General features: G+C 70.5%; 24 protein-coding genes, 1 tRNA gene and 1 pseudogene. 7 read left to right on the top strand and 19 right to left on the bottom strand.

What is annotated here, in order from left to right:
- From AB0K17_RS17325 to AB0K17_RS17335, 3 genes are read right to left on the bottom strand one after another with little or no spacing between them, the layout of a single operon-like run.
- The gene (locus AB0K17_RS17325; protein WP_365983424.1) at positions 1-2,130 is read right to left on the bottom strand and encodes a hypothetical protein; all 2,130 of its coding nucleotides are present in this window, start codon (positions 2,128-2,130) and stop codon (positions 1-3) included.
- A 12-nt stretch (positions 2,131-2,142) separates the two neighbouring features.
- The gene (locus AB0K17_RS17330; RefSeq protein WP_365983425.1) at positions 2,143-2,664 is read right to left on the bottom strand and encodes a hypothetical protein; all 522 of its coding nucleotides are present in this window, start codon (positions 2,662-2,664) and stop codon (positions 2,143-2,145) included.
- A complete protein-coding gene (locus tag AB0K17_RS17335) occupies positions 2,631-2,963 on the bottom strand; it encodes a hypothetical protein (RefSeq protein ID WP_365983426.1) in 333 nt (110 codons plus the stop codon). Before AB0K17_RS17335 ends, AB0K17_RS17330 begins: the two co-directional genes overlap by 34 nt.
- Before the next feature lie 208 nt (positions 2,964-3,171).
- On the opposite strand from AB0K17_RS17335, the gene AB0K17_RS17340 reads away from it, so the two are divergent.
- Positions 3,172-3,375, top strand: coding sequence for a cold-shock protein (locus AB0K17_RS17340; protein ID WP_365983427.1), 204 nt, complete (start codon positions 3,172-3,174; stop codon positions 3,373-3,375).
- Positions 3,376-3,524: 149 nt separating this feature from the next.
- Here the strand turns inward: AB0K17_RS17340 and AB0K17_RS17345 are convergent, their stop codons facing one another.
- The 11 genes from AB0K17_RS17345 to AB0K17_RS17395 all read right to left on the bottom strand — a co-directional run bounded on the left by AB0K17_RS17345 (position 3,525) and on the right by AB0K17_RS17395 (position 12,196).
- Positions 3,525-4,124: a hypothetical protein gene (locus AB0K17_RS17345; protein ID WP_365983428.1), complete on the bottom strand. Its 600-nt coding sequence runs from the start codon at positions 4,122-4,124 to the stop codon at positions 3,525-3,527.
- An 80-nt stretch (positions 4,125-4,204) separates the two neighbouring features.
- Entirely contained in the window at positions 4,205-4,651 is a 447-nt protein-coding gene (locus AB0K17_RS17350; RefSeq protein WP_365983429.1) for a hypothetical protein, read from the bottom strand.
- A complete protein-coding gene (locus tag AB0K17_RS17355) occupies positions 4,651-5,673 on the bottom strand; it encodes a hypothetical protein (RefSeq protein WP_365983430.1) in 1,023 nt (340 codons plus the stop codon). Before AB0K17_RS17355 ends, AB0K17_RS17350 begins: the two co-directional genes overlap by 1 nt.
- Positions 5,674-5,676: 3 nt before the next feature.
- Positions 5,677-5,979 (bottom strand): DUF5403 family protein, encoded by a 303-nt coding sequence (locus AB0K17_RS17360; protein WP_365983431.1) that lies wholly within the window; start codon positions 5,977-5,979, stop codon positions 5,677-5,679.
- Entirely contained in the window at positions 5,960-6,313 is a 354-nt protein-coding gene (locus tag AB0K17_RS17365) for a hypothetical protein (RefSeq protein ID WP_365983432.1), read from the bottom strand. Before AB0K17_RS17365 ends, AB0K17_RS17360 begins: the two co-directional genes overlap by 20 nt.
- On the bottom strand, positions 6,310-6,771 hold the full coding sequence (locus AB0K17_RS17370; protein WP_365983433.1) for a hypothetical protein: 462 nt from the start codon (positions 6,769-6,771) through the stop codon (positions 6,310-6,312). The genes AB0K17_RS17365 and AB0K17_RS17370 overlap by 4 nt, the downstream gene beginning before the upstream one ends.
- A gap of 12 nt (positions 6,772-6,783) precedes the next feature.
- Positions 6,784-7,740 carry a P22 phage major capsid protein family protein gene (locus tag AB0K17_RS17375; RefSeq protein ID WP_365983434.1) on the bottom strand — a complete coding sequence of 319 codons (957 nt, stop codon included), beginning with the start codon at positions 7,738-7,740 and terminating at the stop codon, positions 6,784-6,786.
- A 71-nt stretch (positions 7,741-7,811) separates the two neighbouring features.
- The gene (locus tag AB0K17_RS17380) at positions 7,812-8,309 is read right to left on the bottom strand and encodes a hypothetical protein (protein WP_365983435.1); all 498 of its coding nucleotides are present in this window, start codon (positions 8,307-8,309) and stop codon (positions 7,812-7,814) included.
- Entirely contained in the window at positions 8,306-9,202 is an 897-nt protein-coding gene (locus AB0K17_RS17385; RefSeq protein ID WP_365983436.1) for a hypothetical protein, read from the bottom strand. The genes AB0K17_RS17380 and AB0K17_RS17385 overlap by 4 nt, the downstream gene beginning before the upstream one ends.
- Positions 9,144-10,613, bottom strand: coding sequence for a phage portal protein (locus AB0K17_RS17390; RefSeq protein WP_365983437.1), 1,470 nt, complete (start codon positions 10,611-10,613; stop codon positions 9,144-9,146). Before AB0K17_RS17390 ends, AB0K17_RS17385 begins: the two co-directional genes overlap by 59 nt.
- 5 nt (positions 10,614-10,618) lie before the next feature.
- Positions 10,619-12,196, bottom strand: coding sequence for a terminase (locus tag AB0K17_RS17395; RefSeq protein WP_365983438.1), 1,578 nt, complete (start codon positions 12,194-12,196; stop codon positions 10,619-10,621).
- 167 nt (positions 12,197-12,363) lie between these two features.
- Between AB0K17_RS17395 and AB0K17_RS17400 the strand changes: the two genes are divergently transcribed.
- On the top strand, positions 12,364-12,804 hold the full coding sequence (locus AB0K17_RS17400) for a phage tail protein (RefSeq protein WP_365983439.1): 441 nt from the start codon (positions 12,364-12,366) through the stop codon (positions 12,802-12,804).
- Between the two features lie 61 nt (positions 12,805-12,865).
- Here the strand turns inward: AB0K17_RS17400 and AB0K17_RS17405 are convergent, their stop codons facing one another.
- The 3 genes from AB0K17_RS17405 to AB0K17_RS17415 form a co-directional block, all read right to left on the bottom strand.
- Complete coding sequence (locus tag AB0K17_RS17405; protein ID WP_365983440.1) at positions 12,866-13,102, bottom strand: hypothetical protein; 237 nt, start codon at positions 13,100-13,102, stop codon at positions 12,866-12,868.
- On the bottom strand, positions 13,102-13,401 hold the full coding sequence (locus AB0K17_RS17410) for a hypothetical protein (RefSeq protein ID WP_365983441.1): 300 nt from the start codon (positions 13,399-13,401) through the stop codon (positions 13,102-13,104). Before AB0K17_RS17410 ends, AB0K17_RS17405 begins: the two co-directional genes overlap by 1 nt.
- Before the next feature lie 1,540 nt (positions 13,402-14,941).
- Positions 14,942-16,588 (bottom strand): recombinase family protein, encoded by a 1,647-nt coding sequence (locus tag AB0K17_RS17415; protein ID WP_365983442.1) that lies wholly within the window; start codon positions 16,586-16,588, stop codon positions 14,942-14,944.
- A 59-nt stretch (positions 16,589-16,647) separates the two neighbouring features.
- Here AB0K17_RS17415 and AB0K17_RS17420 point away from each other — a divergent pair.
- A pseudogene (locus AB0K17_RS17420) lies at positions 16,648-17,661 on the top strand (DNA polymerase/3'-5' exonuclease PolX); the annotation flags it as partial.
- 96 nt (positions 17,662-17,757) lie between these two features.
- Positions 17,758-19,203 carry a glyceraldehyde-3-phosphate dehydrogenase gene (locus AB0K17_RS17425; protein WP_365968420.1) on the top strand — a complete coding sequence of 482 codons (1,446 nt, stop codon included), beginning with the start codon at positions 17,758-17,760 and terminating at the stop codon, positions 19,201-19,203.
- 296 nt (positions 19,204-19,499) lie between these two features.
- On the opposite strand, the gene AB0K17_RS17430 is transcribed toward AB0K17_RS17425, so the two are convergent.
- Positions 19,500-21,074, bottom strand: coding sequence for a hypothetical protein (locus AB0K17_RS17430; protein WP_365983443.1), 1,575 nt, complete (start codon positions 21,072-21,074; stop codon positions 19,500-19,502).
- A 304-nt stretch (positions 21,075-21,378) separates the two neighbouring features.
- On the opposite strand from AB0K17_RS17430, the gene AB0K17_RS17435 reads away from it, so the two are divergent.
- Positions 21,379-21,654 carry a hypothetical protein gene (locus AB0K17_RS17435; protein ID WP_365983444.1) on the top strand — a complete coding sequence of 92 codons (276 nt, stop codon included), beginning with the start codon at positions 21,379-21,381 and terminating at the stop codon, positions 21,652-21,654.
- Between the two features lie 218 nt (positions 21,655-21,872).
- A complete protein-coding gene (locus AB0K17_RS17440) occupies positions 21,873-24,131 on the top strand; it encodes a germacradienol/geosmin synthase (RefSeq protein ID WP_365983445.1) in 2,259 nt (752 codons plus the stop codon).
- A 54-nt stretch (positions 24,132-24,185) separates the two neighbouring features.
- On the opposite strand, the gene AB0K17_RS17445 is transcribed toward AB0K17_RS17440, so the two are convergent.
- A tRNA-Lys gene (locus tag AB0K17_RS17445) sits at positions 24,186-24,259 on the bottom strand.
- 190 nt (positions 24,260-24,449) lie between these two features.
- On the opposite strand from AB0K17_RS17445, the gene AB0K17_RS17450 reads away from it, so the two are divergent.
- Positions 24,450-25,562 carry a dispase autolysis-inducing protein gene (locus AB0K17_RS17450; protein ID WP_365983446.1) on the top strand — a complete coding sequence of 371 codons (1,113 nt, stop codon included), beginning with the start codon at positions 24,450-24,452 and terminating at the stop codon, positions 25,560-25,562.
- Positions 25,563-25,571: the final 9 nt, after the last annotated feature.

Below are 25,571 nucleotides of genomic sequence, written 5' to 3' on the forward strand. Positions count from 1 at the left end.
TTACCGTCCAATCCGCAACTGCCATGCGACCTCACGGCCGATCTCGCGCGGGTCGGCGTTCGTGCTCGCGTTGATCGTGATCGGCCGCTCCGGCCGTTCCCGCCCCTCGTCCTTGCGCTTGTCGCGGCTCTCGTCCGCGCTGCGGCCGGCCTTGCGGCCGAAGTCGCCGACCAGGGAGCGGGAGACGATCTGCTGGAGCGGCTGGAGCGCGTCCGCGATCGGGTCGCTGTACCCGATGGGCGACGGCCCCAAGTCGCCCATGACGGGCAGGGCCATGAACGGCGAGGGGGCCGCGTAGCTCATGGGCATGGCCGCCAGGGACATGAAGCTGGAGAACGGCGACATGACCGCGTCCTTGATCCCGGAGATCACGCCGCCCACGGACACCGACTTCAGGCCGGAGATGAAGCCGTTGACGACGTCCTTGCCCTTCTGCACCAGCCACGAGCCGGCATCGCCGATCGCGCCGAGGACCTTGTCCTTCAGCCCCCGGCACCAGCTCACCAGGTCGCCCAACTTCGAGACCGCGCCGTCCTTCGCACGGCCGAACCAGTCGGCGAACTTGCCCGGCAGCTCGCCGAGCTTCGCGCAGGCGTCGCGCACCCACCCGACGGCGCGGGAGACCGCGTCGGAGATGGCCTGCCAGATGGTCGCAGTAGCGTTTCTGCACGCCTCCCAGGCGGAGGACACCTTGGCCTGCACCCACTGGGCGCCCTGCGAGGTGGCGCTGGTGATCCACTGCCAGGCGGCGCTCACCTTGTCGGAGCACCATTGCCAGGCTTCGCCCGTCTTGTCCTGCACCCACTGCCAGGCCGCCGGCACCTCGGTGCGCACCCAGTCGACCGCCGTGGCGATGGCCGAGCGCATGACCTCCCAGGCTTGGGCGAAGAGGTTCAGCGCGCCCATGGTGGCCTGGAGCCCGGCCACGAACTGCATCAAGATCCACGATGCGAGATCGACCAGGAGCTGCATGGCCTCCGGGTTGTCCGTCAGCGCCCGCATCACCCCGCGCAGCGCCTCGGCGAGCGTGTTCAACGCCTGGGGCGCGAAGTCGGCCAGCGAGACCAGCAGATCGGCGAAGGCGCTGGTGACGACCGACAGGAAGTTGATAAAGGCGTCGAAGACCTTCGACAGAACCGGCGCGTTCTGCGCGAGCTTGTCGAAGAAGTCCCCGGTGATCCGGCCCAGTTCGGCGAACCCCGTCGAGACGTGCTCGACGAAGTCCTGCATCCCCGACTCGTTGAGCGCCTTCGTCAGGCGCGGAACGAGCTTGTCCGCGAAGCCGGTCAGGCTGCGGACGAGGGGGTCGACGTACTGGGTGCCGGCCTCGAAGAAGGACCGGAACATCCCCCGGGAGGAGCCCAGCCACCCGCGGATGTGATCGAGCGCGGCCTTGACCGGCCGCTCCATGACCGAAGCGGCGTCCGCGAAAACGGACTTGGCCTCGCGGGCGACGCCGGAGAACGACGACTTGAGCTTGTCGGTCCCCAGGGCCAGGGCCGCGACGCCGGCCACCAGCGGCAGCAGCGGGACGGCCGCCAGGGCGGCCACCGCCACCAGGCCCGCGCCCGCGACGACCGCGAGGGTCATCAGCGAGGCGACCGTGGCCATCACGGCCACCTGCACGCCGCTGCCGATCGCGCTGGTCGCGGCCCCGGCCGCGCCGGCGATGCCGCTGAACGTCTGCCGGCCTCCGGCCAGCAGATCGGAGAAGCCGGACCGTACGGAGGTGAACGCGGTGCCGAAGCCGGCCGCGATCATCTCTCCGGTGCCGGAGAGCATCTGCCGGGCACCGTCGACTGCACGGCCGATGTTGCCGAGGAAGCCCCGGTCCACCCGCGCCTGAATGCGGACCTCGCGCCGGCGGGTGAGCGCCATCAGGCGCGCCTCCGCGCGGCCGGCGTCCACGTCGGGCCGGATGACCGGGGTGATACGACGCGCACGGCGGGCCAGGGCATCGAGCCGGCCCCGCGCCGTGGCGTCGTCTACGTCCACATGGACACGGACCCGCGCCTGTCGCTCGATGCGGTCGAGATACCGCTGGAGCGACTGGTGGAAGTTCGTCGTGTCCGGGAGGACCTTGATGTGGACGCGGCCCGCTTCGGGCCCGCCCGGCCCCCCACCTGCCAAATGGGCTCCTTGCTAGTTGACGATGAAGGGGGGTGCCTCGCGCTGCTCCGTCGAGCGGTCGGCGACCGCCGCCGGAACGGCGATGGAAGCGCGGACGGGGGTCACCTGGGGTGCGTGCGGGCGGTCGGCGGCCAGGGCTGCGGCGAAAGGATTCGCCTTGCGCTCGACTGGTCCGCCGGCCTTGCCGGGGCGCGGGTACGGCGAGGGCTTCTCAAGGGCCCCGGGCCGCTTCGCGCGCTGCGCGAGCGCCACGTAGGTGTTCCACTGCACCGCGTCCACCAGGTCCGCGAGGATGTGCGCGTGTACGTCCCATCCGACGGCCTGCCGGCCGCCGAGGAGAGCGGCCATCACGGCCGCGTCGTCGGGAAGGTTCTCGACAAGCGCCAGGACCGCGCGGGCCGACATCTCGCCCCGGAAGTACGCCAGCAGGTCTACCGAGTAGAACCGGCGCAAGTCCGCGTAGATGGCGGCTCCGTGCTCGTCCAGCAGCCTGACGAGACTCAGGCTTCCGGGACCTCCGTGGCCTCCATCCACGCCTCGAAGATGCGCGAGCGGCCGTCCAGCGGAAGCTCGTCCAAGGCCGCCGCCATGGCCTTCTTGTCCGTGGCGACCGCGACGAGGGCGGCGTCCATGGCGTGGATCTTGGTGACGTCCGAGACCTTGTCCGAGCCGAGCGCATCGATGTGCGCCAGAACGGCCTTGAGGTCGCCGCCGGGCACAGTGGCCAGGGGGCGCAGGTGGATGGTCTCGCCGGCGGGGCCGATGAAGGTCAGGCCCTCGGATGCCTTGCTCTCGGCCTCGGCCTTGAGATCAGCGAAGTTCAGGGTGGTCAAGCAGGGGTCTTTCTGAGCCGGGCGCGCGCGGGTGGAACCCGTCGCGCGCGGGATCGGAGCGGTCGGGAGGAGAACGACGGAGGTGGGGGCGTTCGATGGAGCGATGCCGACTCAACGGACAGCCGTCAGCCTGATATGTGATCATGACAGTGCAGAGCCGAACGATTGCTCTGCGGTATGGCATCGCTATGGGGAGGGACCAGCAACAATGGCGACAGGCACTGTCAAGTGGTTCAACGAGACCAAGGGATTTGGTTTCATCACGCCGGAAGGCGGGGGCGACGATCTCTTCGCCCATTTCTCGGAGATCAGAACCGAGGGGTTCAAGACGCTCCAGGAAAACCAGAAGGTCGAGTTCGAGGTCAAGACCGGGCCCAAGGGCATACAGGCTTCGAACATACGGCCCCTGTAGAGCGGAACTTGCGGACGGCACGGCGGCCGGGCAGCACTTTCGACCGCCCGTTCAGCCGCGCCACCGGCTGAACGCCTGCCGGATCTCGGATGGATCCTCGGCGATCCGGCAGGCCAGCCTCGGCTCACGCCTTGTTCCAGGGCGCGCCTTTACACGGCGTACCGCTCGGTCACGGTGCCGGTGGTGCCGCCGTAGCCGAGGATCGTGGCCTTCACGGGGACCTCGGACAGTGCGGCCGGGTCCAGGGTGATGGAGTCGCCGCCGATGATGGCGACCTTGGGGTAATGCCAGGCGACGGCGTTGTCCCCGTCCGTGCCGACGATCAGCAGGGCCTTTTCCGTGGCTACGGGGTTGATCGGGATGTTGAAGCCGACCGGCTTGGACGTGGCCGGGTCGGTGATGACCGCCTCGTCGCCGGCCCCGTAGTAGAGCTTGTACGTCTCGATTGTGAAGTCCTCAAGATTCACGGTGAGCGCGTAGGTCTTCTTCGGGTTGGTCTGCTTGATGTTCGGGTTCTGCCAGGACCCCAGGGTCTCGGGGTCGTCGCCGTCCACGGACATCTCGATGCCGTTCTCCAGCGAGGTGTTGCCCACGTCCCGCCACGCGGTGGACTTCACGCCGCCGACCTGCGGCATGGTGGCGTTCGGGTCCTTCGGCAGGATGGGAAGCGCCGGCATCGGCGTGCCGACCTCCGCCACGTACACGTACCCCTGTGAGGGGTTGATGACGGGTTCGATCTTCTCGGCCAAGGGCCGCCTTTCAAGCATGCCGACGGCCCACCCGGGAACACCCCGAGCGGGCCGTCAGTGATCGTTCATGTGCAAGGGGCCTACGAGCCGGCCCACTGGTGGGCGACGCGGGCGGACCACGCGTCCGTGCCCTTGACCGACACGTCGTACTCGTAGACCTGGCCCACCACGGGGTAGGGCTCCGGGGCCACGTGCACCTGCCGGTAGCCGTTCTCGTTCGGGGGCCGGCCGGGGGCGGTGACGGTGCGGATCACGTCGCCGTTCTTGAAGATGCGGATGGTGTAGTCCTCCGCCCCTTCGACGGGCAGCCACATCACGTGCACCTCGTTGGGTGCGCCGCCGTCCCGCCAGACCTGCACGTCCTTCGGTGCCTCAACCGCCGGTGCCAGCAGGGTCACGGTGAAGGCGAAGTGCCGGCCGGCACGGTCCTCAAAAGCGCCCTCGAAGCGCGTGGTGGTGCCGGCGTAGGTGTGGTGGCAGGTCACCGCAGAGTCGGCTCCGGGGATGTCCACGAGGTCCGCCGCCATCAGTCACCCCAGGTGATCCGGCCCTTGCCCACGACGGCGTTGCGGATGGTGGCGGAGACCTTGCGCGGGTCGTCCTCGAAGTAGCCGAGCTGGACGTCCAGGTCACGCGGCAGACGCACGGTGACGGCGGTGGTGGCGGTGTGGCCCTCGAAGCCGGCGTCCTTCCAGGACGGCACGGTGACCGTGATGGTCCTCTCGCCCTCGGCGGTGAACGCGTGGCGCTCGGTGAGCTTGCCGGCCGAGACGGCGGGGGTAGCCGACGGGGAGCCGTCGCCCCAGTCCACGCTCACGCCGGGCTTGACGCCGGTGGCCGACAGCACGCCCTCGAAGTTCGAGCCGGCGTCCATGGCCCAGGAGATTTCCACGGGCAGGACGGGCGCGGTCGTCACGGTCTTGGTGTTGCCGTCGGCGTCGGTGACCGTGACCGTGTGCGCGCCGAGCGTCTTGTACTCGTGCTCGACCACGACCGGGTCGGCTCCGAGAGTGATGTCGGCCATGTGGCCGTCTCCCCAATCCAGGCGCGCGGGGCCGGCGACGCGGCCGGCCACCTGCGCGCGGTAGTACCTGCCGTTCCCATCGCCGGGTGCGAGTGCCAGCGTCAGCGGCGCGCGCGGGACGAGGGGGCGGGCGTTGAGCTGATAGGTGGCGGTGAAGCGGCAGACCTCGGGGTTGCCGGCGGTCAAGGCGTCGCCCGTCAGGAACGGGCCGGTGACCTCGGTGAACCGGCTCAGATAGCCATCCGGGCCCCGGTGCTGGTCGCGGCATGCGGCCAGCAGCGCGCCCCGGGCCTGACGGGCCAGGAGGGAGGCGGCGGGGCGGGTGCCGGCGAGGGCCTCGACGGTGAACATGCCGGAGTCGATGAAGCGCGGGTCGCGGGCCTTGCCGCCGACCCGGCGGGCCACCACCAGGGGCAGGACGCCGGCCCAGTGCTGGGGCATGGCCACCCGCACCGACGTGCCGGCGGGCAGGTAGGCGCGCAGCGCGTCCAGGACGAGCGCTTCGGAGTCAGGCAGGACGTACACGGCTCACCTCCGGCTCCGGGAGCCGCGCCCCGCGCCCACGACGTGCTCGACGGCGTGGATGCCGTCGACCCACACGCCGGCCTTGGTGAAGTGGCCGTAGTTGATCGAGGCGCTGTTGCGGTCCTCAAGGTTGACGGCGTAGCCCTTGCGGAGCCGACGGACCTTGATGCCGTGCTCGAACGCCCCGGTCTTGCGGTGCGGCGCGGCCACGGCCTTGATCTCGCCGGCCATCACGGTGGCGTGTTCCTTGAGGTTCTGCATGACCCCGGGCAGGCCGGCGACCGTCTTATGGATGGTGGGCTTCACGTACGCCAGCGCTGCCTCCTTCGATGACGGCCGACAGGTAGCGGGTGCGGCGCGAGGCCCCGTGCAGGCGCGGCGGGTCGACGACGTGCCAGGGCTCGCCGTCGATCTCCACCCGCGCCCACACCTGGGCGGCCTCGCAGGGCCCCATGAGCACCTTCAGGCGCACCGGGGCGGCCCAGCCTGTGGCGACCCCTTCCGGGGCGTCCACGGGCTGGGCGAAGGCCCGCACGGTCACCGGCTCACCCAGGCCCGGAGCGGTGCCGCCGTACCCGTCGCCCACCGGGTCCGGCGGGAAGATGCTCAGCTCGACGGGGGCCCGGCGGTGGAAGATCACACGAGCCCCCGCTGGTCGGACGGGTCCGGGTACGGGTAGCCGGCGCACCGGTCGGTGAGGACGACGGCCCGGACGGCCTCCAGCGAGCGCAGGGCGCTGCGGCCGGACAGCCGCTCGACCAGCAGTTGCTCGCCCTTCGACAGGGAGCCGCCCACCGCGCCCTGCTCGGGCATGCGGTAGCTGTACTCACCCGCCGACTCCGACACGAAGCCCTCCGGGTTGCGGACCCGTCGTTCGGCCACCGCCAGGACGATGGCCTTGACCGCCGCCGGCACCGGCCGCGGCCGACCGTCGACGACCGCGCCCCAGCTCGGGTTCCCGTGCGCCCGGACGATGGCCGAGGCGTCGTCCAGGGCGGCCTCGGCCTGGTCGCGTTCGGCCCCCGCGAAGGTGCCGCCGTAGCGGCGTTCCAGTTCGGCGAGGTCGGCGAGCCGGCTCGCGGACTGTGTGTCCGGCATGGTCGGGCCGCCTTACTTGCCGGTGCCGTTGCCCTTGAGGGTGATCGGCACGTACCGGCAGAACTCCGCGAGACCCGTGATCGGGTCGGGGCCCTCGAACAGCGGCTTCGCGCCGGCGAAGACGTCACAGATCGACAGGTCCGACAGGCCGGCGGTGTCCCAGTCCTGAATCCAGCGCATCGCGTAGCCCTGGTAGGACTCCGAGCCGGAGAGCTTTGCGCCCATCGACGCCTGCGGGGCGCGGACGACCAGGGCGAACGCCTCGCGCGTCATGGCCAGCGCGCCGCCACGGATGTAGGTGGACTTGAAGACGTCGAAGCCGAGGATGTTGCCGACGTTGGCGTTGCGGATCGCCTCGGTGCTGCCGGACTGGTCGGCGCGGATGAACAGGTCGTCCTTCAGTAGCTCGCCGTAAAAGGCGGGCGAGACGACCAGGATGCGGCCGGCGGCGGGAACGTGGGCCTCGTCCATGGTGACGCCGGCCGCGATGATGGCCTCGCGCAGCGCCTTGGCCTTGGCCGGGTCCACCGTGGCCGTCTCCGGGACGGCCATGATGGCGGCGTTCATCGGCTCCGCGACGGTCGCCTCGATGCGCTCGCCGATCTTGCGGACCTGCGGGGCGAGGACCTGCGCGGCGAAGCTCTCGATGTCCAGCGTCAGCTCACGGGACGTGACCTTGACCGGGTGGATGAAGTGGTGATCCAGCCGGACCGGCACCGAGGATTCACGGACGTCGAGATAGCCCTGGGTGCCGCTGCCGATCGTCGGCGTCGCGGTGCCGGCGTCGTGAGCCTCCTGGGTCTGGCCCGGCTTCTTGATGTTGACGACGTTGCCGACACCGCCGGCGAACTCGGACTCGGCGCTGCGGTGGACCAGACGGCCCAGGACCAGCTCGGCGGCGAGGAGGGACAGAGCCTGACGGGCGACCTTGCCACCCGCGTTCTCCGTAGTGATGAAGCTGTGAGCCAAGAGGTGGTGCAACTACTTTCAGGTAGGCGAAAGCCCCGGGGCCGGGGCGTTGAGGAACGTTTCTGTGCGGCTCAGAAATTGATCGCGCGAATGCGGCGGGTGATCGCCTCGGGGTCCTGCTCGGCCGGCGCGTCAGGCTCCAGCCCGCCCTTGCCGGTGACCGGCTTGGGAGCCACCAGCGCGGCGAGCTTGCGCGCATCGGCGGCGATCTCCTCGGGAGTTGCGCCCTGGAGGCGTTCCGCGAGGTCGGCAGGCAGGTTGACGCGGGCGGCTTCCTGATGCCGGATCACCGACACCTCCATCTCCGCCAGCTGACTCTTGTAACCGGCGGCCTCGGCGTCCGCCGCCTTGGCCGCGTCCGCGAACGTGCGCGCCTCGGCCTGCGCCTTCTCGTACAGCGCGCGGTAGTCCACCGCGGCCTCGGCCGGCTCCCCGGCCGGCGCGGGCTCGACGGCCGGCGGTTCAGCCGGGGCCGGCGCGGGCTCCTTGCCGCCGAAGACCTCGGCCGGCGTCGGGGCCGGCGTCGCCTGGGGCTGCTCGGGGGCCTCCACCGGGGTCTGCTCGCTCACGTGGTGCTGCTCTCCTTCTCAAGTTCTCGCCGCCACTCGGCCAGCGTCAGGCCATCGGCGGACTTCTCGCGCCACAGCCGCATGTAGCGCTGGTTGGCCTCGGGCAGGGTGTGGGTCCGAGAGAAGACCGGGCGCGGCTGGCAGTGGCAGTCGGGGTGGTAGCGATGGCCGTCCGACAGGCCGGCGGACTGAGCCGACTTGTAGACCGCGCCCCGGCCGCCGAGCATCGCGCACCAGGCACACGGGTCGGCGTCGGTCTCCCGGTAGTAGCCCAGCGCCTTGGGGTCACTGCGAATGGCCTCGGCGAGGGCTTCGCGCCCCCCGTCCTCGGCGACCTGCGACCCGGTGCGGGCGGCTTCCTGCCTGGCGGTCGTCATGACCTCGGCCAGCTCCTTCTCGAACTCCGGGTCATCGAGCCGGCCCCGCCGCTCCGCCGCACCCCGCGCCTTGTCCAGGCGGGCGGTCACCTCGCGGTGGAACGCGCCCTCCGCGCGGCGCTGCTCGGTGCGCTCGTCGTAGCCGGCCCACGGAGTGTCATCGACCGGAAGGTGACCACCGAGACTCGCCGAGCCGGCGTGGTGGCCGGCCACCTTGCCGAACTCGGCCCACAGCCCCGCGAGGGTCGGGCCCTCGGCCGTCTCGGCTCCGGGCAGGTTGACGACCGTGCCGGTCTCCAGGGCACGCAGCAGCCGGTAGAAGGCCACGGCCAGGCCGTAGGACCTGCGCCTGCCCCGCGCGATGCGGGCCCGGTACTCCCGGCCCAGCGCTCCCGCACCGGCCCGTACGTCCTCGGCACAGACGCCGGCCAGCCAGGCGGTGAGGTCGGCGGCCACCTCAGCGGCTATGCGCTCCTGCGCCCGCCGGTACGCGGCTGTTGCCTGCCGAGCCTGCACGCTCGTCGCCACCGTTCACCCCCTCGCCGGGAGCCTTGACCTGCTGGCTCGCCGCGATCTCGCGCAGCTGCCGTTCCTGAGCGGCCTTCCACTCCTTGACCGCCTCGTCGATGTCCGACTGCGTGAAGCCGGGCACCTTGCGCAGAACGATCCCGAGCGGGACGCCGATCTGCGACAGCTTCAGGCCGGCGTCGGCAGCCTGGGCGAAGGAGCGGTTGCCCCGGTCGGCCCAGACGACTTCGGACTCCTCGTCCTCGAAGCCGGCCCGGTCGCCGGCCACCAGCGCACACAACCTCATGACCGATTCCCAGCTCTCGCCGAACGCGGCCTGTACTTCGGCGACCTTGCGCATGAACGCGGACTCCGCGGCGGCCAGGGCGTCGGCGGCCATGTTGACCATGTCCGACATCACGTAGTGCGGCGGGGTCTCGGTGACCATGCAGGCGTGCTTGACCGCCATGGCTATGGAGTCCTGAAGATCCTTCGTGGACTGGGCCGGCAACTGCCCGAACTGCGTCTCGGCGTTCGGGGAGACCAGCAGCGTGGAGGGGTCCAGCACCGGCGGGAGGAACGTGGGCTGCCCGTTCTCGTCGCGGACCGGGTCGCCGTACTCGTCCAGCACCTCCACCGGCGCGAGTCCGGTGGCGAAGCGGATCGCGAAGGCACCGTAGTGCTGGGCGATGAGCATGTTGAGCGTCATCTGGTTGATGCGGTCCTGCGTGGTCATGACCCGCTCGACCAGCCCCTGCGTGCGGCCCTGCAAGTCGACCGCCGGCGCGAACCGCACGACGGGACACACGCCCATGCCGTGCGACTCGACCTTCGTCACCTTCGGGTCACCGGCCTCGAAATCCAGGTGGTAGACCGCCTGGTCGTCGATGAGCCGGCCGGTGTGCGGCTCCTGGCCGCCGTCGCCCGGCACCCGGTCCAGGTGCAGGGCGTACAAGGGGAAGGGGTCGAAGGTGGGGTCCTCGTAGACGGCCACCGTCTTGACCGCGTCGTACGCCCGCACCTGCGGCCGGTCCCGCTTCTCCCCGGGGCGCAGGCCCGGCAGGACGGTCACGTAGCTGTGGCCGGCCGCGAGCGCGCCCCGGTGGACCTGGTGCTGCCGCTGGTCGAGCCGGTTGGCCTGCCACCACTTCCACTCGGGCGCGTTGGTGTCGCTGCCCGAGCGGCGGTAGCCGTCCACGCCCATGGCGTTGGTCGGCGCGTCCACGATCAGCGGGACGATGTTGTCGAAGGACCGTTTCACCAGGGCCCGGAACTCCGGGTTGGCCTTCTTCGGGATGAACGGCGCGCGGTGGTAGCCGCGCAGGTACCGGTCGGCAAGGTTCAGCCGCTCGTAGTCCCGCTGGATCAGGCCACGAGCGTGGCGCGCCCGCTGGAGGAGCACGCTCGCGCCCTCGGTCAAGCTTCTCAGTACCCTTCGTACGCGGTCAGTGTCGCCACCGCGCGCTGTGGCTTGAGCTTGCCGGACTCGATCAGGCGTCGGCGGGCGATCCAGCACAGCAGCAGCGCCGCGTACGCATCGACCTTGTGCCGGCTCTCGCGCGACTCCTTGCGGAAGCTGATGCCGTACTGATTCGGCCGCTTCCGGGCATTCTCCACGTGCCTGCGCAGCGTGAAGTGGCCCTGGTGAAGGAGCTGGTGGGCTTCGATGGCCCCCACCATGGCCATGTTTTCCGTGGTGATCTCGCGCTGGTTCGCGCGCATGTCGTACCCCACCGCGGACCGCACGTTCGAGCGGATCAGCAGCCTCGGCCCGTACGTCTCCGACCACTGGGCGGTGTAGGTCTCCCAATACGCGACGTCGGAGAGGAACGCGGCGACGTTGTACGTGGCGAAGGCGTTCGCCACGGCGTCGCTGACGACGTCCTTGTCCACCTGCCAGCCGGCCCCGGCCGGCCCGTCCGGTTTCTCCCAGACGCCCAGCGGGACGCACAGCGCGTCTCGCACGCGCATGGCCACCAAGGCCGTGCTGTCGTCGGCCTCGCCGCCGTCCAGCCCCAACACGATGCGGTCGCCCGGCCGCAAGGCCCGGCCCTCGACCTCGCACCGGCCCCAGTCCTCGGGGTCGACCAGCGCGTCCTCGGCGACGGTCGTTTGGTTCAGGTACTTGCGGCGGGACTCGTCCTCGGTGGTCGACGCCGACCAGATCTCCGGCATGACCCGGTCTGGGTTCACCCAGACCGCATCCCCCCGGGCGCACAGCAGAGCGGCGCGCAACTGCTCCTCGTCGCCCAGGTCCACCCCGGAGGGGGCCTCGACGCTGTCGTAGTACAGACCGGTGGCGCGGTTCTTGCCGTCGCGCTGCTTCTGGAAGTCGTACAGCGTGTTCTCGGCCACCGAGTCCTCGCCGACCACCGGAGCGTTCGTGATCTCCATGTAGCGGCCGGAGACCTTGGCGCAGTTCGCGCGGATCGTCGCCGCGAGCTTCGGGCCGTGGTTGCCCGTGACCCAGTGCCACGTCTCGTTCATCAGGGCGAAGCTCGGGCGCCCGCCCTCGGCGGCCCGGTAGGACGACGCCTTCGCCTCCAGCCGACACCGTCGGCCGTCCGGCAGCGTCGCGTAACACTTCTCCTGGCCCAGATCGACCGCGTACTGCGCGATCGTCTCGTCCGTCAGCAGGCCCAGGAGCGCCGACATGGTGTTGGTGTTCTGCGTCGCGGAGGTCGCGAAGATCTGAACCCACGGCTCCTTGGCCGGCACGCCCTTGGGCGAACCATCCGGGTGCCAGCCGCCGAAGCGGCACGGGCCCATCAGCTCGACCCAGCACACCGAGGCCATCATCGGGTCCTTGCCCCAGCCCTTGAGCCTCCTGAGTGTCCCGGAGGTGTGGACGAACGCGCCGTCGGCGTCGACCGCGTACCACCGGGCCAGGATGCGCACCTGTTCCGGGGTATACCGCCAGTCAGCCCGGAAGTGCCGGGCCGTCCACCGCAGGATCTCCCGGGCCAGGGTCAGCTCGGGAACGGTGTCCTCAACGGTCCGCACAGGAGCGAAAACCGGCGCGGGCAAGCGCTACCTCCGTCTTTGCCAGTTGTGACCATAGGTCCCACTTGCGGGTGCCCACGCAGCAAGGAACGATTAATAGTCGAGGCAGCAGGTCAGAGGAAACATCCGGCTGGCCGCCCAGCCACGAGCAGCAGGAGGCACCCGTCGTGCTGACCGGTGACACATTTAGCAGCAGCACCTTCGCTATTGAACTGGGCGAGCACCAGGTCGAGACCGTCCAGGACGTGTCCGGACTGCCCCTGGAACAGGACGTCATCGAAGTCCGGCAGGTATCCGCGACCGGCGAGCTGATCGTGCGCGAACAGCCGGCCACACGCAAGACCGGTGAAATCACCATCACCCGTGGCATGGACAAGAGCACCGCATTCACCGACTGGATCAAGACCACACTGGTCAACGCCGACCTAGACAGCGCCCGGCCTGACATCACCATCGCTTTGAAGGACGCACAGAAGCAGACCATTCGCCGCATTCATCTCACCAACGCCTGGGCATCCCGCTGGCAAGGCCCCCAGCTCGGCGCAGGCAACTCCGGGAACATGACGGAACAAGTGACGATCACCTACGAGGACATCACCATCGAGTAGGTACGCGAGTCGGGCTCTGGAACGCGCCCGGGGAACGCACGCCGCCACCCGCTCGCTGTCGTCATGTGCCGGCCTCGGCGTCGCGGCGGGCCTCGGCCTCCAGCCGGGCCAGAAGGGCCGGCGGTACGTCTCCCGGGCAGGACGGGAACGGTTGCGTCATGTCGTGCGCCCACAGGGCGCGGGCCTGCTCGTGCGTGACGCTCCGATCCAGGCACGCCCCGTAGTAGGCGATCGTCCGAGCGATGCGCAGGGCCTCGTTCGACGGGCCGCTCCCGGCCCTGCTCTTGCGGCGGGCCATCAGCCGCGACCCGCCCACCGGGCACCGGCCGCCGAGCGCGAGTTGTGCCCGCGCTCCGGCCCATCGCCCTCACCGCGGACCTTCGCCAGCAGTGCGCCGGCGGCCTGCCGGAGCTGCCGGGCCTCGGTGATGCCGGGGTGCAGGACGAACATGCCGGCGCGGTTGCCGCCGGGGACCATCTGCCCCTCGCGGCGCACGAGGTCGTCCAGGGACGCGGCTCGCGCGAGCATGGGAGCGGCGATGTCGATCGCGGCCAAGTCCGCCGGCTCCAGCTCCAACTCGACCTCGAAGCCGTCCACGAGGGCGGCCCGGATCTTGTCCGCGTCCTTCAGCTTGGGATCGATGCGCAGGGCGTCGTCACCTCGGGTTCCAGTACGTGGGCAAAGCGGCTCTCGGCCAGACGGCACAAGGGTCGAAGCGGGGAAAAGGAGCGGCCTCGGGATCGCACAGAAACCGAGCTGCTATCACGCCCCGGTCAGGGAGAACCATGATCGGGGAGCCACCCCCCTGGGTCGGTCACGATCGCGACGACGTGACGTCGACTCGTCGTAGCTCGCGCGCGAGAAGCGATCAATGATGTTGAAGCAGCAACGAACGCGACGAGCCGCACCAGCAGGAGAGGCAGAACGCCGGCCCTGCCCATGGAGGGCACGCCCTCAACGGGCACCCGGCCCAGGCAGCACCCCGGCAGGACCGCGCACTGCACGGTTCAACAGCATGACGAACGGCACAGCAGCACCACCGGGCCCCGCCCCACACCCACCGGCCACGCGCTCCGCGCGGGTCAGCCACCCACCCACGGCTGCGGTCCGGGGGCCGCTTAGGGAAGCACCCCGGGGTTTCGCGCAGGCCCAGGGGCTTCACAGCGCCCCAGGGTGGGGCCTGCGACTACGGGGCACCTCGCAGGCCTCACGCGCCCGCCTCCGTCCGGCTGCCGCTTCCTGCGCCGTCTTACGAGCGTGGTGCCAGTGGCACAGCGACCACAGCGCCTCAAGCCGATGGTCGTGCGGATCGAAGCGGTGGTCCACTTCGGTGGCCTCCTCGAAGCACGGAAGACCGGTGTCGTAGCGGACCCACTGGCAAAGGTGCGTGTCCCGGGACAGAACAGCGGCGCGGATGCGCGGCCAGTTTCGCGGGAGCTGAGCACGACGAGTGCTGGTGGACCAATTGCCGCTCACTGAGTCTTGTCGAGGTACGCCGTAAATATGGGTCATACCCTCCCAGCGACCCATCCATGCGGCTGAACTTTTCTTGATCGAAGGGCAGTTGCCCCATTCGGGGTGCGTAGAGTGGGACGCATCCACACACTCGGGGAGGGCACTTGACCAGGCAAGACTTTGCCCAGCGAACCGCAACTCCACAGATTGAAGTCCGCTGCGGCGGGCTCTACTTTGCCGTTCAGCGCATCCCCTCGTGGCTGATAGCGATCACGACCACCCTTGTCAGCAGCGGGGCAGCCTGGTGGCTTCACTGAGCGGTAGCCATGCCGAATTTCCACCGCCTCCGGGGGAGGCGACCGAGCCGTGAACCAGCGCCCCGCCCGGGGTCGAACCGTGGGAGGAGAGTCACCACGGGACCGCGCCAGGCGGGGCGGGTCGCAGGGCCGCGCTACGGGGCGTCGCTCCGTTCTTCCGCGCACGCGCGCGCGTGGCGCTCTCGGTCCTGCACCCTGATTAAGTTCGGGTGGGGTACAGCGGGCGGGGCAGCCGGCACGGGTGTGCCCTCGGTCGACAAGCCACCAGTGCCCAGCAGAAAGGCCGCTGCCCAATCCTTCTTCTTCTAACGCGCGTATAGGAAAGGAAGGGTGGGCAGCGGCTCTCTTGCTGCGGCTGTCGAGACCTAAGCAGCCTTGCGCCTCTGCGGGTTCACATCCGCTCGCTTCCGCGACTGCGCCCGCCGGATGCCGTCCAAGACCTGCGCTGGCACGGCATCGGTGTGCCAGTAGATGTCAGCCTGCTTCGTGGGGTCAGAACGCTTCCGGTCGACGGTCTTGCGGATGATCACGAATCTGAGGGCCAGGCCCAGGAGGTCCCGCCGGAACTCCGGCGTTGCGGCCTCCCATGCCTCGTCCACCAGCTCGCGGTCTCCCACGAACGGCACCTCGGGAGCCTCGCCACCGTATTCGGACGCACGCTTCTTGGCCGCTGAGACGGCGGCCTCGGCCTCTTCAAGCATGCGGGGGTAGAAGCGAGCCGCCGCCCCTTCGAACTCCTTCCGCTGGTAGCGCGCTTCCAACAGGTCCTTCAAGGCCGCCTCGGCCTCCTTGACGGCCTTCCGGGCCTCGCGGGCTTCCTGGGTCTCCTTGGGCTGGGTCAGGGCCGCCCAATGGTCGGAGATCGACACCAAGAGTTCCCTGTCACGGTCGCCAGGGTCCGAGGGGTCGATGGCCGCGAGTCGCTTCTTCCACGCCTCGACGACATACGACTCCAGAGCCTCCGCGTTGATGTGGGCCGGGCGCGGACATGCGCCGGCATAGTGTCGAGTCAGCGTGCAGGCATAGCTTCGGCCGCCCGAGAAGGTCGCCGCCCCATAGCACCCCTCGCATCGCAGCCGCCCGGCTACCAAGCGCACCCTGCCCGGCTTTCCGCCTTCGGTACCACTCCGGGAGGGCGACGGGGTGATCAGCTTGAGGTTGGCCCGTGCCTTCTGCGCCAGCTCCGCCGAGATCGGCGCGTGTTCCATCACCCGGACGGGCTCCCCTGCCGCATTGCGGTAGAGGAGAACCTTGGACGACGATGCGCCCTCCACGACCTGCCACCCCTCGTACACCGGATTGACGATGATCCGGTGCACCGTCGGGGCCGACCACAGGCCGCCACGCGGCGAGGGGATGTGATCGTGGTTGAGCCCGAAAGCAATCCGTCTGAGGGAGAAACCGGCGGCGGCCTCGTTGAGGATGCGGATCACCACCTTGACCGGTGTCCAGCCGCCGATGCCGGTCGGCGATGTGTCCCAGTGCAGCTGCCGGTGCTTGTCGGCGACCAGGCCGTAGGGCGGCATTCCGAGCCACAAGCCTTTGTCCCGCTGGGTGCGCTTCGTGTTCTTGACGTTGTACGACAAACGCTCGCTGTACTCGCGAGCCTCTTCGGCTCGGTTGATGATCCAGCGTCGGTCGCGGGCGTTCATGCTGTCCAAGCCGTCGTAATCGAAGATCACACGGCGTTTGCCGATCACTCGCAGCAGGTCCTCGGCGCCCCGCCGGCTGAACCGGTCCAGCATGTACACCCAGAGCACGTCGATCTTGCCTTCCGCAAGCGCGTGCAGGGCCGCCTCGAAGTCGTCGCGCTGCCGCTCCTTGAATGCCGAGCCCAGCTCTGACCACACGTACTCGGGCAGTACCTCGGCCCCCTCGCGGCGAGCGGCCCGTATGCCGGCTTCGATCTGCGCCTCTGTGCTCAGCTCCCGGCGTGCGTCCTCCTCGCTCAGGACCTTCGATTTACGGGCCAAGATGCCCCATCGCTGGGGAGCGTCCTGGTTCGTGCTCATACGTTCTATGGTGCCTTTGATCTGCGGGGATGCCACTCGTACGACATGTACGAACACCCCAGGTCGACCTCCGGGTCCTGCCCCTGGAATCCTGGGGCGCCGGCCTGCTGTACTTCACGGGCTCGAAGGCACACAACATTCGCCTGCGGGAGATGGCCATCCGGCACGGGTACAAGCTCTCGGAGTACGGGCTCTTCCACGCCAAGAGCGGCAGGAAGGCGGTCTCCGGGACCGAGGAGGAGATCTACGCCGAGCTGGGTCTCCCGTGGATTGCGCCGACGCTGCGCGAGGACAGGGGCGAGATCGCCGCCGGCCTGAAGGGCGAGCTGCCCGACGTGGTCGAGGAAGACGACATCCGCGGGGATCTCCACACGCACACCGACCTCACCGACGGGGTGTCCCGCCTGGAGGACATGGTGGCTGCCGCGGCAGAGCGCGGTTACGCGTACTTCGCCATCACGGACCACGCCCCGAATCTGTACATGCAGCGGATGACGGACGAGAAGGTCCTGGCGCAGCGCGAGAAGGTACGGGCGCTGGACGGCAAGCACCGCCGCATGCGGCTGCTGCACGGCACCGAGCTCAACATCGGTCCGGAGGGCGACCTGGACTGGCCGGACGAGTTCCTGGCCGGCTTCGATGTGTGCGTGGCGTCGGTGCACTCGCACTTCAACCAGACCCGCGAGGAACTGACCCGCCGGCTGGTGCGCGCCTGCGAGAACCCGCACGTGGCGGTCATCGGCCATCCCACCACGCGCCAGATCGGCAGGCGTCCGGGCATCGACGCGGACTTCGACGAGGTCTTCGCCGCCTGCGCGCGCACCGGCACCGCCCTGGAGATCAACTCCCACCCCGAGCGCCTGGACCTCGGCGACGAGGAGATCCTGCGCGCCAAGCGGTACGGGGTGAAGTTCGTGGTGAACACGGACGCGCACTCCGTCGTGCACCTGCCCTACATGCGCTACGGGGTGGGCACGGCCCAGCGCGGCTGGCTGACGAAGGACGACGTGATCAACACGTGGCCGCTGCAGAAGCTCCGGCGCTTCCTGCGGCCGGGCGGAGGAGCCGGGTGACGAGGGATGAGTCACACCTGACGGGCGCCGCTTGATCGATCACCGCATCGGGTTAGCATATGAGCGCTGCCTAGCTCGAAAGAGAAGCCTGTGTCTGTGATAGTCAACGACGACTCGTTCACGAACTGGAAGAACCGTGAGGAGATCGCGGAGTCGATGATCCCGCTCATCGGGAAGCTGCACCGGGAGCGGGACGTCACGGTCCTGGTGCACAGCCGTTCCCTGGTGAACAAGTCGGTGATCAGCATTCTCAAGACCCACCGGTTCGCCCGGCAGATCGCCGGTGAGGAGCTGTCGGTCACCGAGACCATGCCCTTCCTGCAGGCTCTCACCACGCTCGACCTCGGTCCCTCGCAGATCGACATCGGCATGCTCGCCGCGACGTACAAGGCCGACGCCAGCGGTCTGTCGGTGGAGGAGTTCACGGCCCGCGCGGTCGCCGGCGCCACGGGTGACAACAAGATCGCGTGCCGCGAGGGGCGCGACGTCGTCCTCTACGGCTTCGGCCGCATCGGCCGCCTCGTCGCCCGGCTGCTCATCGAGAAGTCCGGCTCCGGCAACGGCCTGCGGCTGCGCGCCATCGTCGTGCGTCAGGGCGGCGACCAGGACATCGTCAAGCGCGCCTCGCTGCTGCGGCGCGACTCCATCCACGGTCAGTTCCAGGGCACCATCACCGTCGACGAGGCGAACAGCACGATCGTCGCCAACGGCAACGCGATCAAGGTGATCTACGCCAACGACCCGTCCGAGGTCGACTACACGGCGTACGGCATCAAGGACGCCATCCTCATCGACAACACCGGCAAGTGGCGCGACCGCGAGGGCCTGTCCAAGCACCTGCGCCCCGGCATCGACAAGGTCGTCCTGACCGCTCCGGGCAAGGGCGACGTCCCCAACATCGTCCACGGCGTCAACCACGACACCATCAAGCCGGACGAGCAGATCCTCTCCTGCGCCTCCTGCACCACCAACGCGATCGTCCCGCCGCTGAAGGCGATGGACGACGAGTACGGCGTGCTGCGCGGCCACGTGGAGACCGTCCACTCGTTCACCAATGACCAGAACCTGCTGGACAACTACCACAAGGCCGACCGCCGCGGCCGCTCCGCGCCGCTCAACATGGTCATCACCGAGACCGGCGCCGCCTCCGCCGTCGCCAAGGCGCTGCCCGACCTCAAGGCCCCGATCACCGGCAGCTCGATCCGCGTCCCCGTCCCGGACGTCTCGATCGCGATCCTCAGCCTCCGTCTCGGCCGCGAGACCACCCGCGAGGAGGTCCTCGACCACCTGCGCAACGTCTCGCTGACCTCGCCGCTCAAGCGTCAGATCGACTTCACCACCGCGCCCGACGCCGTCTCCAGCGACTTCATCGGCTCGCGCCACGCCTCGATCATCGACGCCGGCGCCACCAAGGTCGACGGCGACAACGCGATCCTGTACCTGTGGTACGACAACGAGTTCGGCTACTCGTGCCAGGTCATCCGCGTCGTCCAGCACGTCTCCGGCGTGGAGTACCCGACCTTCCCGGCCCCGGTGGCCTAAGGCCCCCGCCGCGCCCCGCGCCCCCCCCCGGCCGCCCCGCACCCCGTCAGGGGCGCGGGGCGGTCTTGGTCTGCGGCTGCCGCCGCGTGGGCGCGGCACGGCACCCCGTCTGCGGGCGCGTTGTGGCTTGTCGCGCAGTTCCCCGCGCCCCTACGGGGCGCCCCGTAGGGGCGCGGGGACGTGTCGATCTGCGGCTGCCGCCGCGTGGGCGCGGTCGGCCACCGACGGCCCGCAGTCGACGCACCGCCCCGCGCCCCTTCGGGGCGCCGCATGAACCGTCGGGCAGGCCCCCCGATTCAGGTCTGCCGGGGGCGGGCGTGGCGGCCGGCGCGGCTGCGGAAGACGGACTGGAGGCGCCGGAGCAGGCCCTTGGGGGGTGGCGCCGGCTCGACGACGGGCGGCGGCCCGACTGTCACGGGCGGGGCATCGAGTGCCTCTGACAGCGGGCTGAGGCCGCAGTGCCATGTAAGGGACGTGTCCAGGGCGGACAGATCGCCCGGGGCGGGCGGTGCCGCGGGGGCCTGGAGGGGGCCCGGGGGCGCCGTCGCGTACGGCTCGTACCCCGGGTGTCCGGTCGGCGGCACGTGGTACCAGGAGTGGCCGCCGTGGTCCGGCGACGACGCGGTCGTCAGGTCGCGGACCGACGGGTCGAACGTGCCGTCCCACGCGCCGTCCCACGTGCCGTTCCACGGGCTCTGCGGCAGGACGGGGACGACCGGCGCGGCGAGCTGCTCGGCGGCGGACGCCACGGTGGTCGCGGCCTCCTGGAGCGCCGCCTGCTCGGCGAGTTTGCGTTCGGAGGCGTCGCGCTCGCTGCGCATGTCGAGCAGCAGGCTCCTGGCGTCCGCGGCCGCCTTGCGCGCCTGTGCGGCCTCCCGCTCGGCCGCTGCCAGCCGGTCCTGCAGCACCCGTACGTACTGCTCCCGCCCGGCGGCGGGCCGGGTGTGCTCCCGCAGCAGTCCCACCAGGCCCTGCAGGGCCCGGACATGGGCCCGGGCGGTCTCCTTGAGCCAGCGTTCGCGGCGCAGTTGCCGCTCCAGCCGCTCGGTGCGGCGGGCCGCCGCACCGAGCCGGTTCCGGGCGCCCGCGACCTGGTCGGCGGCGTGCGTCTGCGCGTCGTGCAGCGCCGTCAGGAGGCCGTCGAGCTGTGCGGCGTGCAGGACCGCGTCCTGCTGCCGCCGCTGCTCGTCGCGGTGCAGCATCTCCTCCAGGATCCGGCGGTACTCGCGTTGGGCCTCGCACTCCTCGCGCAGCATGGCGTCCGCGTACCGGTCGGGGGCGCAGGCGCGGAGCATGTCGTAGTAGGCCACCATCAGGTGCCGACGGACCGCGGGCGCAAGCGGCGGCCGGTCGTCGTCCGACAGGGCCAGCAGTGCTTCGACTTCGTGCGGTTCGGGCAGGCGCGTGCCGTCGGAAAGGGTCTTGAGCTCGTCCTCGGACAGCCCGGCCCGGGCGGCGAGCGCGCCGGTGTCGTCGCCGAGCGGGGCGAGGACCTCGTCCTGCAGGACGGTGAGGAAGTGCTGGACGGGCTCGGGCAGCGTGCGGTGGCGTCGTTCCTTGTCGGCGGCGAACCAGAGCTCCTCGTAGGCGGGCCAGACCGATGCGAACGGTCGGGGGTCCGCGCTGTCCTCGTGCAGCTGGCGGACCACGAGTTGCAGGGTCTCCCGGCGGGTGAGCCGCTTGCATGTCAGCACGTCGCCCACCGTGTTGTGGGACGCGGTGGCGATGCGCTTGAGGTCGTCGGCCTTGAAGTTGTTGGCGATGGCGCGGTACGAGGGATTGCCGGCCTGCGCATGCAGGGCCTGCACGGCGTCGCGCAGCCTCAGCAGAGCGCCGCCTGGCCCCTGCTCATCCGGAGTCGGAGCGGGCATGGCCGGGGGCTCCCTGCTGTCAGATCTGTCAGAGAACCGTGATCCTGCCGTCATGGGCGGCCGCGTTCGCTCAATCCGACAATCATTCACTCGTAAGAAGGCGTAACCCACCCTTCCGCACGGTGTGCACTGGAGGGGCCGGGTGGCGATCGCCGGCCGGCCTCCGCACGACCGGGCCGCCCCGGCACCAGCTGGGCAGCAGGGAGGGACGGCCCGGTCCTCACCCCGAGGGGCTTCGTTGCATCCTAGGAAGCAGCACGCTCGGTCCGTGCTTCCCCGCCAAACCCGCCACAAGGCGGCGTGCGTGCGCTACCGTGCACGCCGCATCTTTCTGGTGGCACCGCTCACGGCCGCGGTCGTGACCCTGGCACCCGCCGCCGCGGTACGGGCGGACTCCCCGCCCCCGGCCGCGGCACCCGCACAGCCCGGCGTCCCCTCGCCGGCGGCCGTTCCGCTGTCCCCCGGCACCGTCGTGCACGCGGCGCTGCCCGCGTTCGTCGCGGGACTGGGTTCCGGCAGCGTGCTGGCCGTCACCGGGTGGGCGATCCGGCGGCTGTCCGCGCGCCGGGCACGGGACTGAGCGTCACGGCGCCGCACGGACCCGGGCCCGTGCGGCGCCCCCGCAGCGTCCACCGCTGGTGCGGAGATCCTTAATCAAGCACCGTCCCACTTCACCATATTGAGCGGAAATCCTACTGTCGCAGGCCGCGGCCCCGGCCCGCCCCCTACTGTGCGGAACGATCGCCGACCCCTGGCGCTCGCCCGACCCGGAAACCGGATGGAAAGGCCGCGCGCGCGATGCCCAATCCCTTCGAGCTGCCCCGCTTCTACACGCCGTATCCGGCCCGCCTCAATTCCCGTCTCGAAGGCGCCCGGCAGCATTCGAAGGCATGGGCCCGGCGGATGGGCATGATCGAGGGGTCGGGCGTCTGGGACGAGCGGGACTTCGACTCCCACGACTACGCGCTGCTGTGCTCCTACACCCACCCCGACGCCCCGGGGCCCGAGCTGGACCTGGTCACCGACTGGTACGTGTGGGTGTTCTTCTTCGACGACGACTTCCTGGAGCGGTTCAAGCGCACGGGCGACACCGAGGGGGCCCGGGCCTACCTGGACCGGCTGGCGCTGTTCATGCCGATGGACGACGCCGGGCCGGCCGAGGAGCCGGCGAACCAGGTGGAGGCGGGGCTGGCCGACCTGTGGGCGCGGACGGTGCCGTCGATGTCGGCCGGCTGGCGCCGGCGGTTCCGCGAGAGCACGTGGAACCTGCTGGAGGAGTCGATGTGGGAGCTGTCCAACATCAACGACGGCAGGGTGGCCAATCCCGTCGAGTACATCGAGATGCGCCGCAAGGTCGGCGGCGCCCCTTGGTCGGCCAACCTGGTCGAGCATGCGGCGGGGGCGGAGGTGCCCGACGCCGTCGCCGCGAGCCGGCCGATGCGGGTGCTGCGGGACACCTTCGCCGATGCGGTGCACCTGCGCAACGACCTGTTCTCGTACCAGCGGGAGGTCGAGGCCGAGGGCGAGCTGTCCAACGCGGTGCTCGTCCTGGAGCGGTTCCTGGACTGCGGCACGCAGGAGGCGGCGGACGCGGTCAACGATCTGCTGACCTCGCGTCTGCAGCAGTTCGAGCACACGGTGGCCACCGAACTCGGGCCGCTGTTCGCCGAGCACGGGCTGACGCCCGGGCAGTGCGCCGACGTCTTCGCGTACATCAAGGGCCTGCAGGACTGGCAGTCCGGCGGCCACGAGTGGCACATGCGCTCCAGCCGCTACATGAAGGGCGCCGCCGGCGGGGTGCTGGAGGGGGCGGGCGCCCTGCTCGGTGGTCCGCTGGGGCTCGGCACGTCCGCCGCACTGATCGTGCCCTCCCTCGTCGCCTCGCTGCCGGCCCGGCTGCGCAGCCACGCGCACGTGCCGTTCGCGCAGGTGGGACCGCTGCCGCGGCCGCATGTGGACATGCCCTTCGAGACGCGCCTGAGCCCCCACCTCGACACCGCCCGCCGCAACACCCTCGCCTGGGCGCACCGCATGGGCTTGCTCGCCCGCTCCCCCGGCGACCCGCTCTCGGGCGTGTGGACGCACGAGAAGATGGCGGACTACGACATCGCCCTGTGCGCGGCCGGCATCCACCCCGCGGCCAGTGCGGAGGAGCTCGACCTGGCCACGGACTGGCTGGTCTGGGGCACGTACGCCGACGACGCCTACCCCGCCGTCTTCGGCCGCGGCGGCGACCTGGCCGGCGCCCGGGCGTGCCACGACCGGCTCCTGCGCTTCATGCCGCTGGAGGGCGAGGCGGGCGAGGTACCGCTCAACCCCTTGGAGCGGGGCCTGGCCGACCTGTGGGCGCGGACGGTGGGGCCGATGCCGCCGCCGGGGCGGCAGGCGCTGCGCGAGGCGGTCGTGGCGATGCTGGAGAGCTGGCTGTGGGAGCTGGCCAACCAGCGGATGAACCGGATCCCCGAGCCCGTGGACTACATCGAGATGCGGCGCAGGACCTTCGGGTCGGACCTGACCATGGCCCTGCCCCGGCTGCGCGCGGCGGGCAGCCTGCCGCCGGCGGTCCTGGACTCGCGCCCGGTGCGGGCGATGGTGGCCGCGGCGTCCGACTACGGCATGCTCGTCAACGACGTCTTCTCCTACCAGAAGGAGATCCAGTTCGAGGGCGGGGTGCACAATGCCGTTCTGGTCGTGCAGAACTTCTTCAACTGCGACCGCGAGCAGGCCGTGCGGATCGTCGCCGACCTGATGAACTCCCGGATGCGGGAGTTCCGGCACATCGTCTCCCGGCAGTTGCCCGCGCTGTGCGACGACCTGGGCCTGGACGCCGCAGCGCGCCGGGCGCTGCGGGCCCACGCCGAGGAGCTGCAGGACTGGATGGCGGCGATCGTCTCCTGGCACAACGGCTGCCGTCGCTACGACGAGCCGCACCTGATCCGGCACCACGCCCTGCCGGCCGCCCCCGCCGTGGCCGCCGTGACCGCTCCCCCGTTCGACGCCCCCACGGGGCTGGGCACCGCGGGCGCCCGCGTCCGGGAGCTGCTGGGCGCCGGCTGACGGGCCGGGATGCGCAGAAGGCCCTCGCCGCGTGCGGCGAGGGCCTTCCTCGTGTGCGCCGCCAGGGACTCGAACCCCGGACCCGCTGATTAAGAGTCAGCTGCTCTAACCAACTGAGCTAGCGGCGCGCAGAAGAAATATTACCCCGGTCCCGGGGGTGCTTCCGACCGGCCCGCATGTCCGGTCATGGCCGGACTTTCATGGCCGAAAGACCCCTCTTGATCATCTGCGTCGACGACCCGTAGCTTCGCCGTCACCGAACTCACCCGTCCGAACACGGACAGTTTCCGATTAAAGCTTCCTAGAAAGGAAGACACCGTGAAGCGCATCGGTACGGCCGTCACCGCGGCAACCGCTGCCCTCCTCCTGGCCCAGGCACCCGCCGCCACCGCGGCCGGGACGACCGGCTGGACCGCGCCCTCCTGCACCCGCGTCACCGGTGACGGCTCCGTCACCTTCACCACCGACGAGGGCCGCACGCTGGCGCCCACCACGGGGACGCTGCACACGACCGGCTACACCCACGGCCTGGTCGCCCTCGACACCCCGAACGTGCTCCTGGCCACGCACAACACCCAACTGCTGCGCTCGGCCGACGCCGGCTGCAGCTGGACGCCCCTGGCCACCCTCGGCACCGGCACCACGCGCCTGGCGGCGGCCCCCGGAGGCCGGGCGTACGCCTGGCAGGTGGGCGGCGGCTACCTGGCCCGCATCGACGGCACGACCGTCACCCCGCTGACCGCCCCGACGGCGAACATCACCGGCCTGGGCACCGACCGGGCCCACCCCGGCCACCTGCGCCTGGCCGACCACGCCGGGCAGCTGTTCGACTCCACGGACGGCGGCGCCACCTGGACCCGTACGGGCAGGCCGGCGTTCCCCGCCGGCAGCAGCGTCTACTCGGTGGCCTTCGACCCGGCCGACGTACGGCACGCCGTCGCCGGCGCCATGGTGCGCGGCGGCGCGGTGACCACCGACGGCGGCACCACCTGGACCGCCGCCAAGGGCCTGGCGGCCAAGGGCGACAAGGCCAACCTCTTCTCCTCCGCCGTCTCCCCCGCCGACCCGTCCGTGGTCTACGGGCTGGGCATCGACCTCGACGAGGCCGCGCCGGGCTCCTCCTCCGAGGGACGCCACCTGTACCGGTCGGCCGACGGCGGCCGGACGTTCGTCAAGGTCGTCGACGACTCCGCGGAGACCAAGCTGACCAACGGCACCCTGCTGGCCCCCAGCCCGGTCGACGCCGACGTCCTGCACTTCGTCTTCGGCACCTACTTCCAGAACTACGGCACCGACCTCTTCCGCCTCGACGCCCGCACGGGGCGGGTCACCAAGACCCACAACGCCTACGACGGCATCTCGGCCATCGCCTTCAACCCGGCGCGGCCGCAGGTGATGTACCTGGGTGCCGACGAGGTGCGGGTGGACTGACCGCAAGGA

Source organism: Streptomyces sp. NPDC049585, assembly GCF_040675615.1.
GTDB lineage: Bacteria > Actinomycetota > Actinomycetes > Streptomycetales > Streptomycetaceae > Streptomyces > Streptomyces luteosporeus.

What these genes read in the sequence shown, in the direction of transcription:
- AB0K17_RS17405 (WP_365983440.1), bottom strand. Translation starts at nt 13,102, where the DNA reads ATGGCCCGCCGCAAGAGCAGGGCCGGGAGCGGCCCGTCGAACGAGGCC.
- AB0K17_RS17415 (WP_365983442.1), bottom strand. Translation starts at nt 16,588, where the DNA reads ATGAGCACGAACCAGGACGCTCCCCAGCGATGGGGCATCTTGGCCCGT.
- AB0K17_RS17350 (WP_365983429.1), bottom strand. Translation starts at nt 4,651, where the DNA reads ATGGCGGCGGACCTCGTGGACATCCCCGGAGCCGACTCTGCGGTGACC.
- AB0K17_RS17430 (WP_365983443.1), bottom strand. Translation starts at nt 21,074, where the DNA reads ATGCCCGCTCCGACTCCGGATGAGCAGGGGCCAGGCGGCGCTCTGCTG.
- AB0K17_RS17340 (WP_365983427.1), top strand. Translation starts at nt 3,172, where the DNA reads ATGGCGACAGGCACTGTCAAGTGGTTCAACGAGACCAAGGGATTTGGT.
- AB0K17_RS17370 (WP_365983433.1), bottom strand. Translation starts at nt 6,771, where the DNA reads ATGCCGGACACACAGTCCGCGAGCCGGCTCGCCGACCTCGCCGAACTG.
- AB0K17_RS17440 (WP_365983445.1), top strand. Translation starts at nt 21,873, where the DNA reads ATGCCCAATCCCTTCGAGCTGCCCCGCTTCTACACGCCGTATCCGGCC.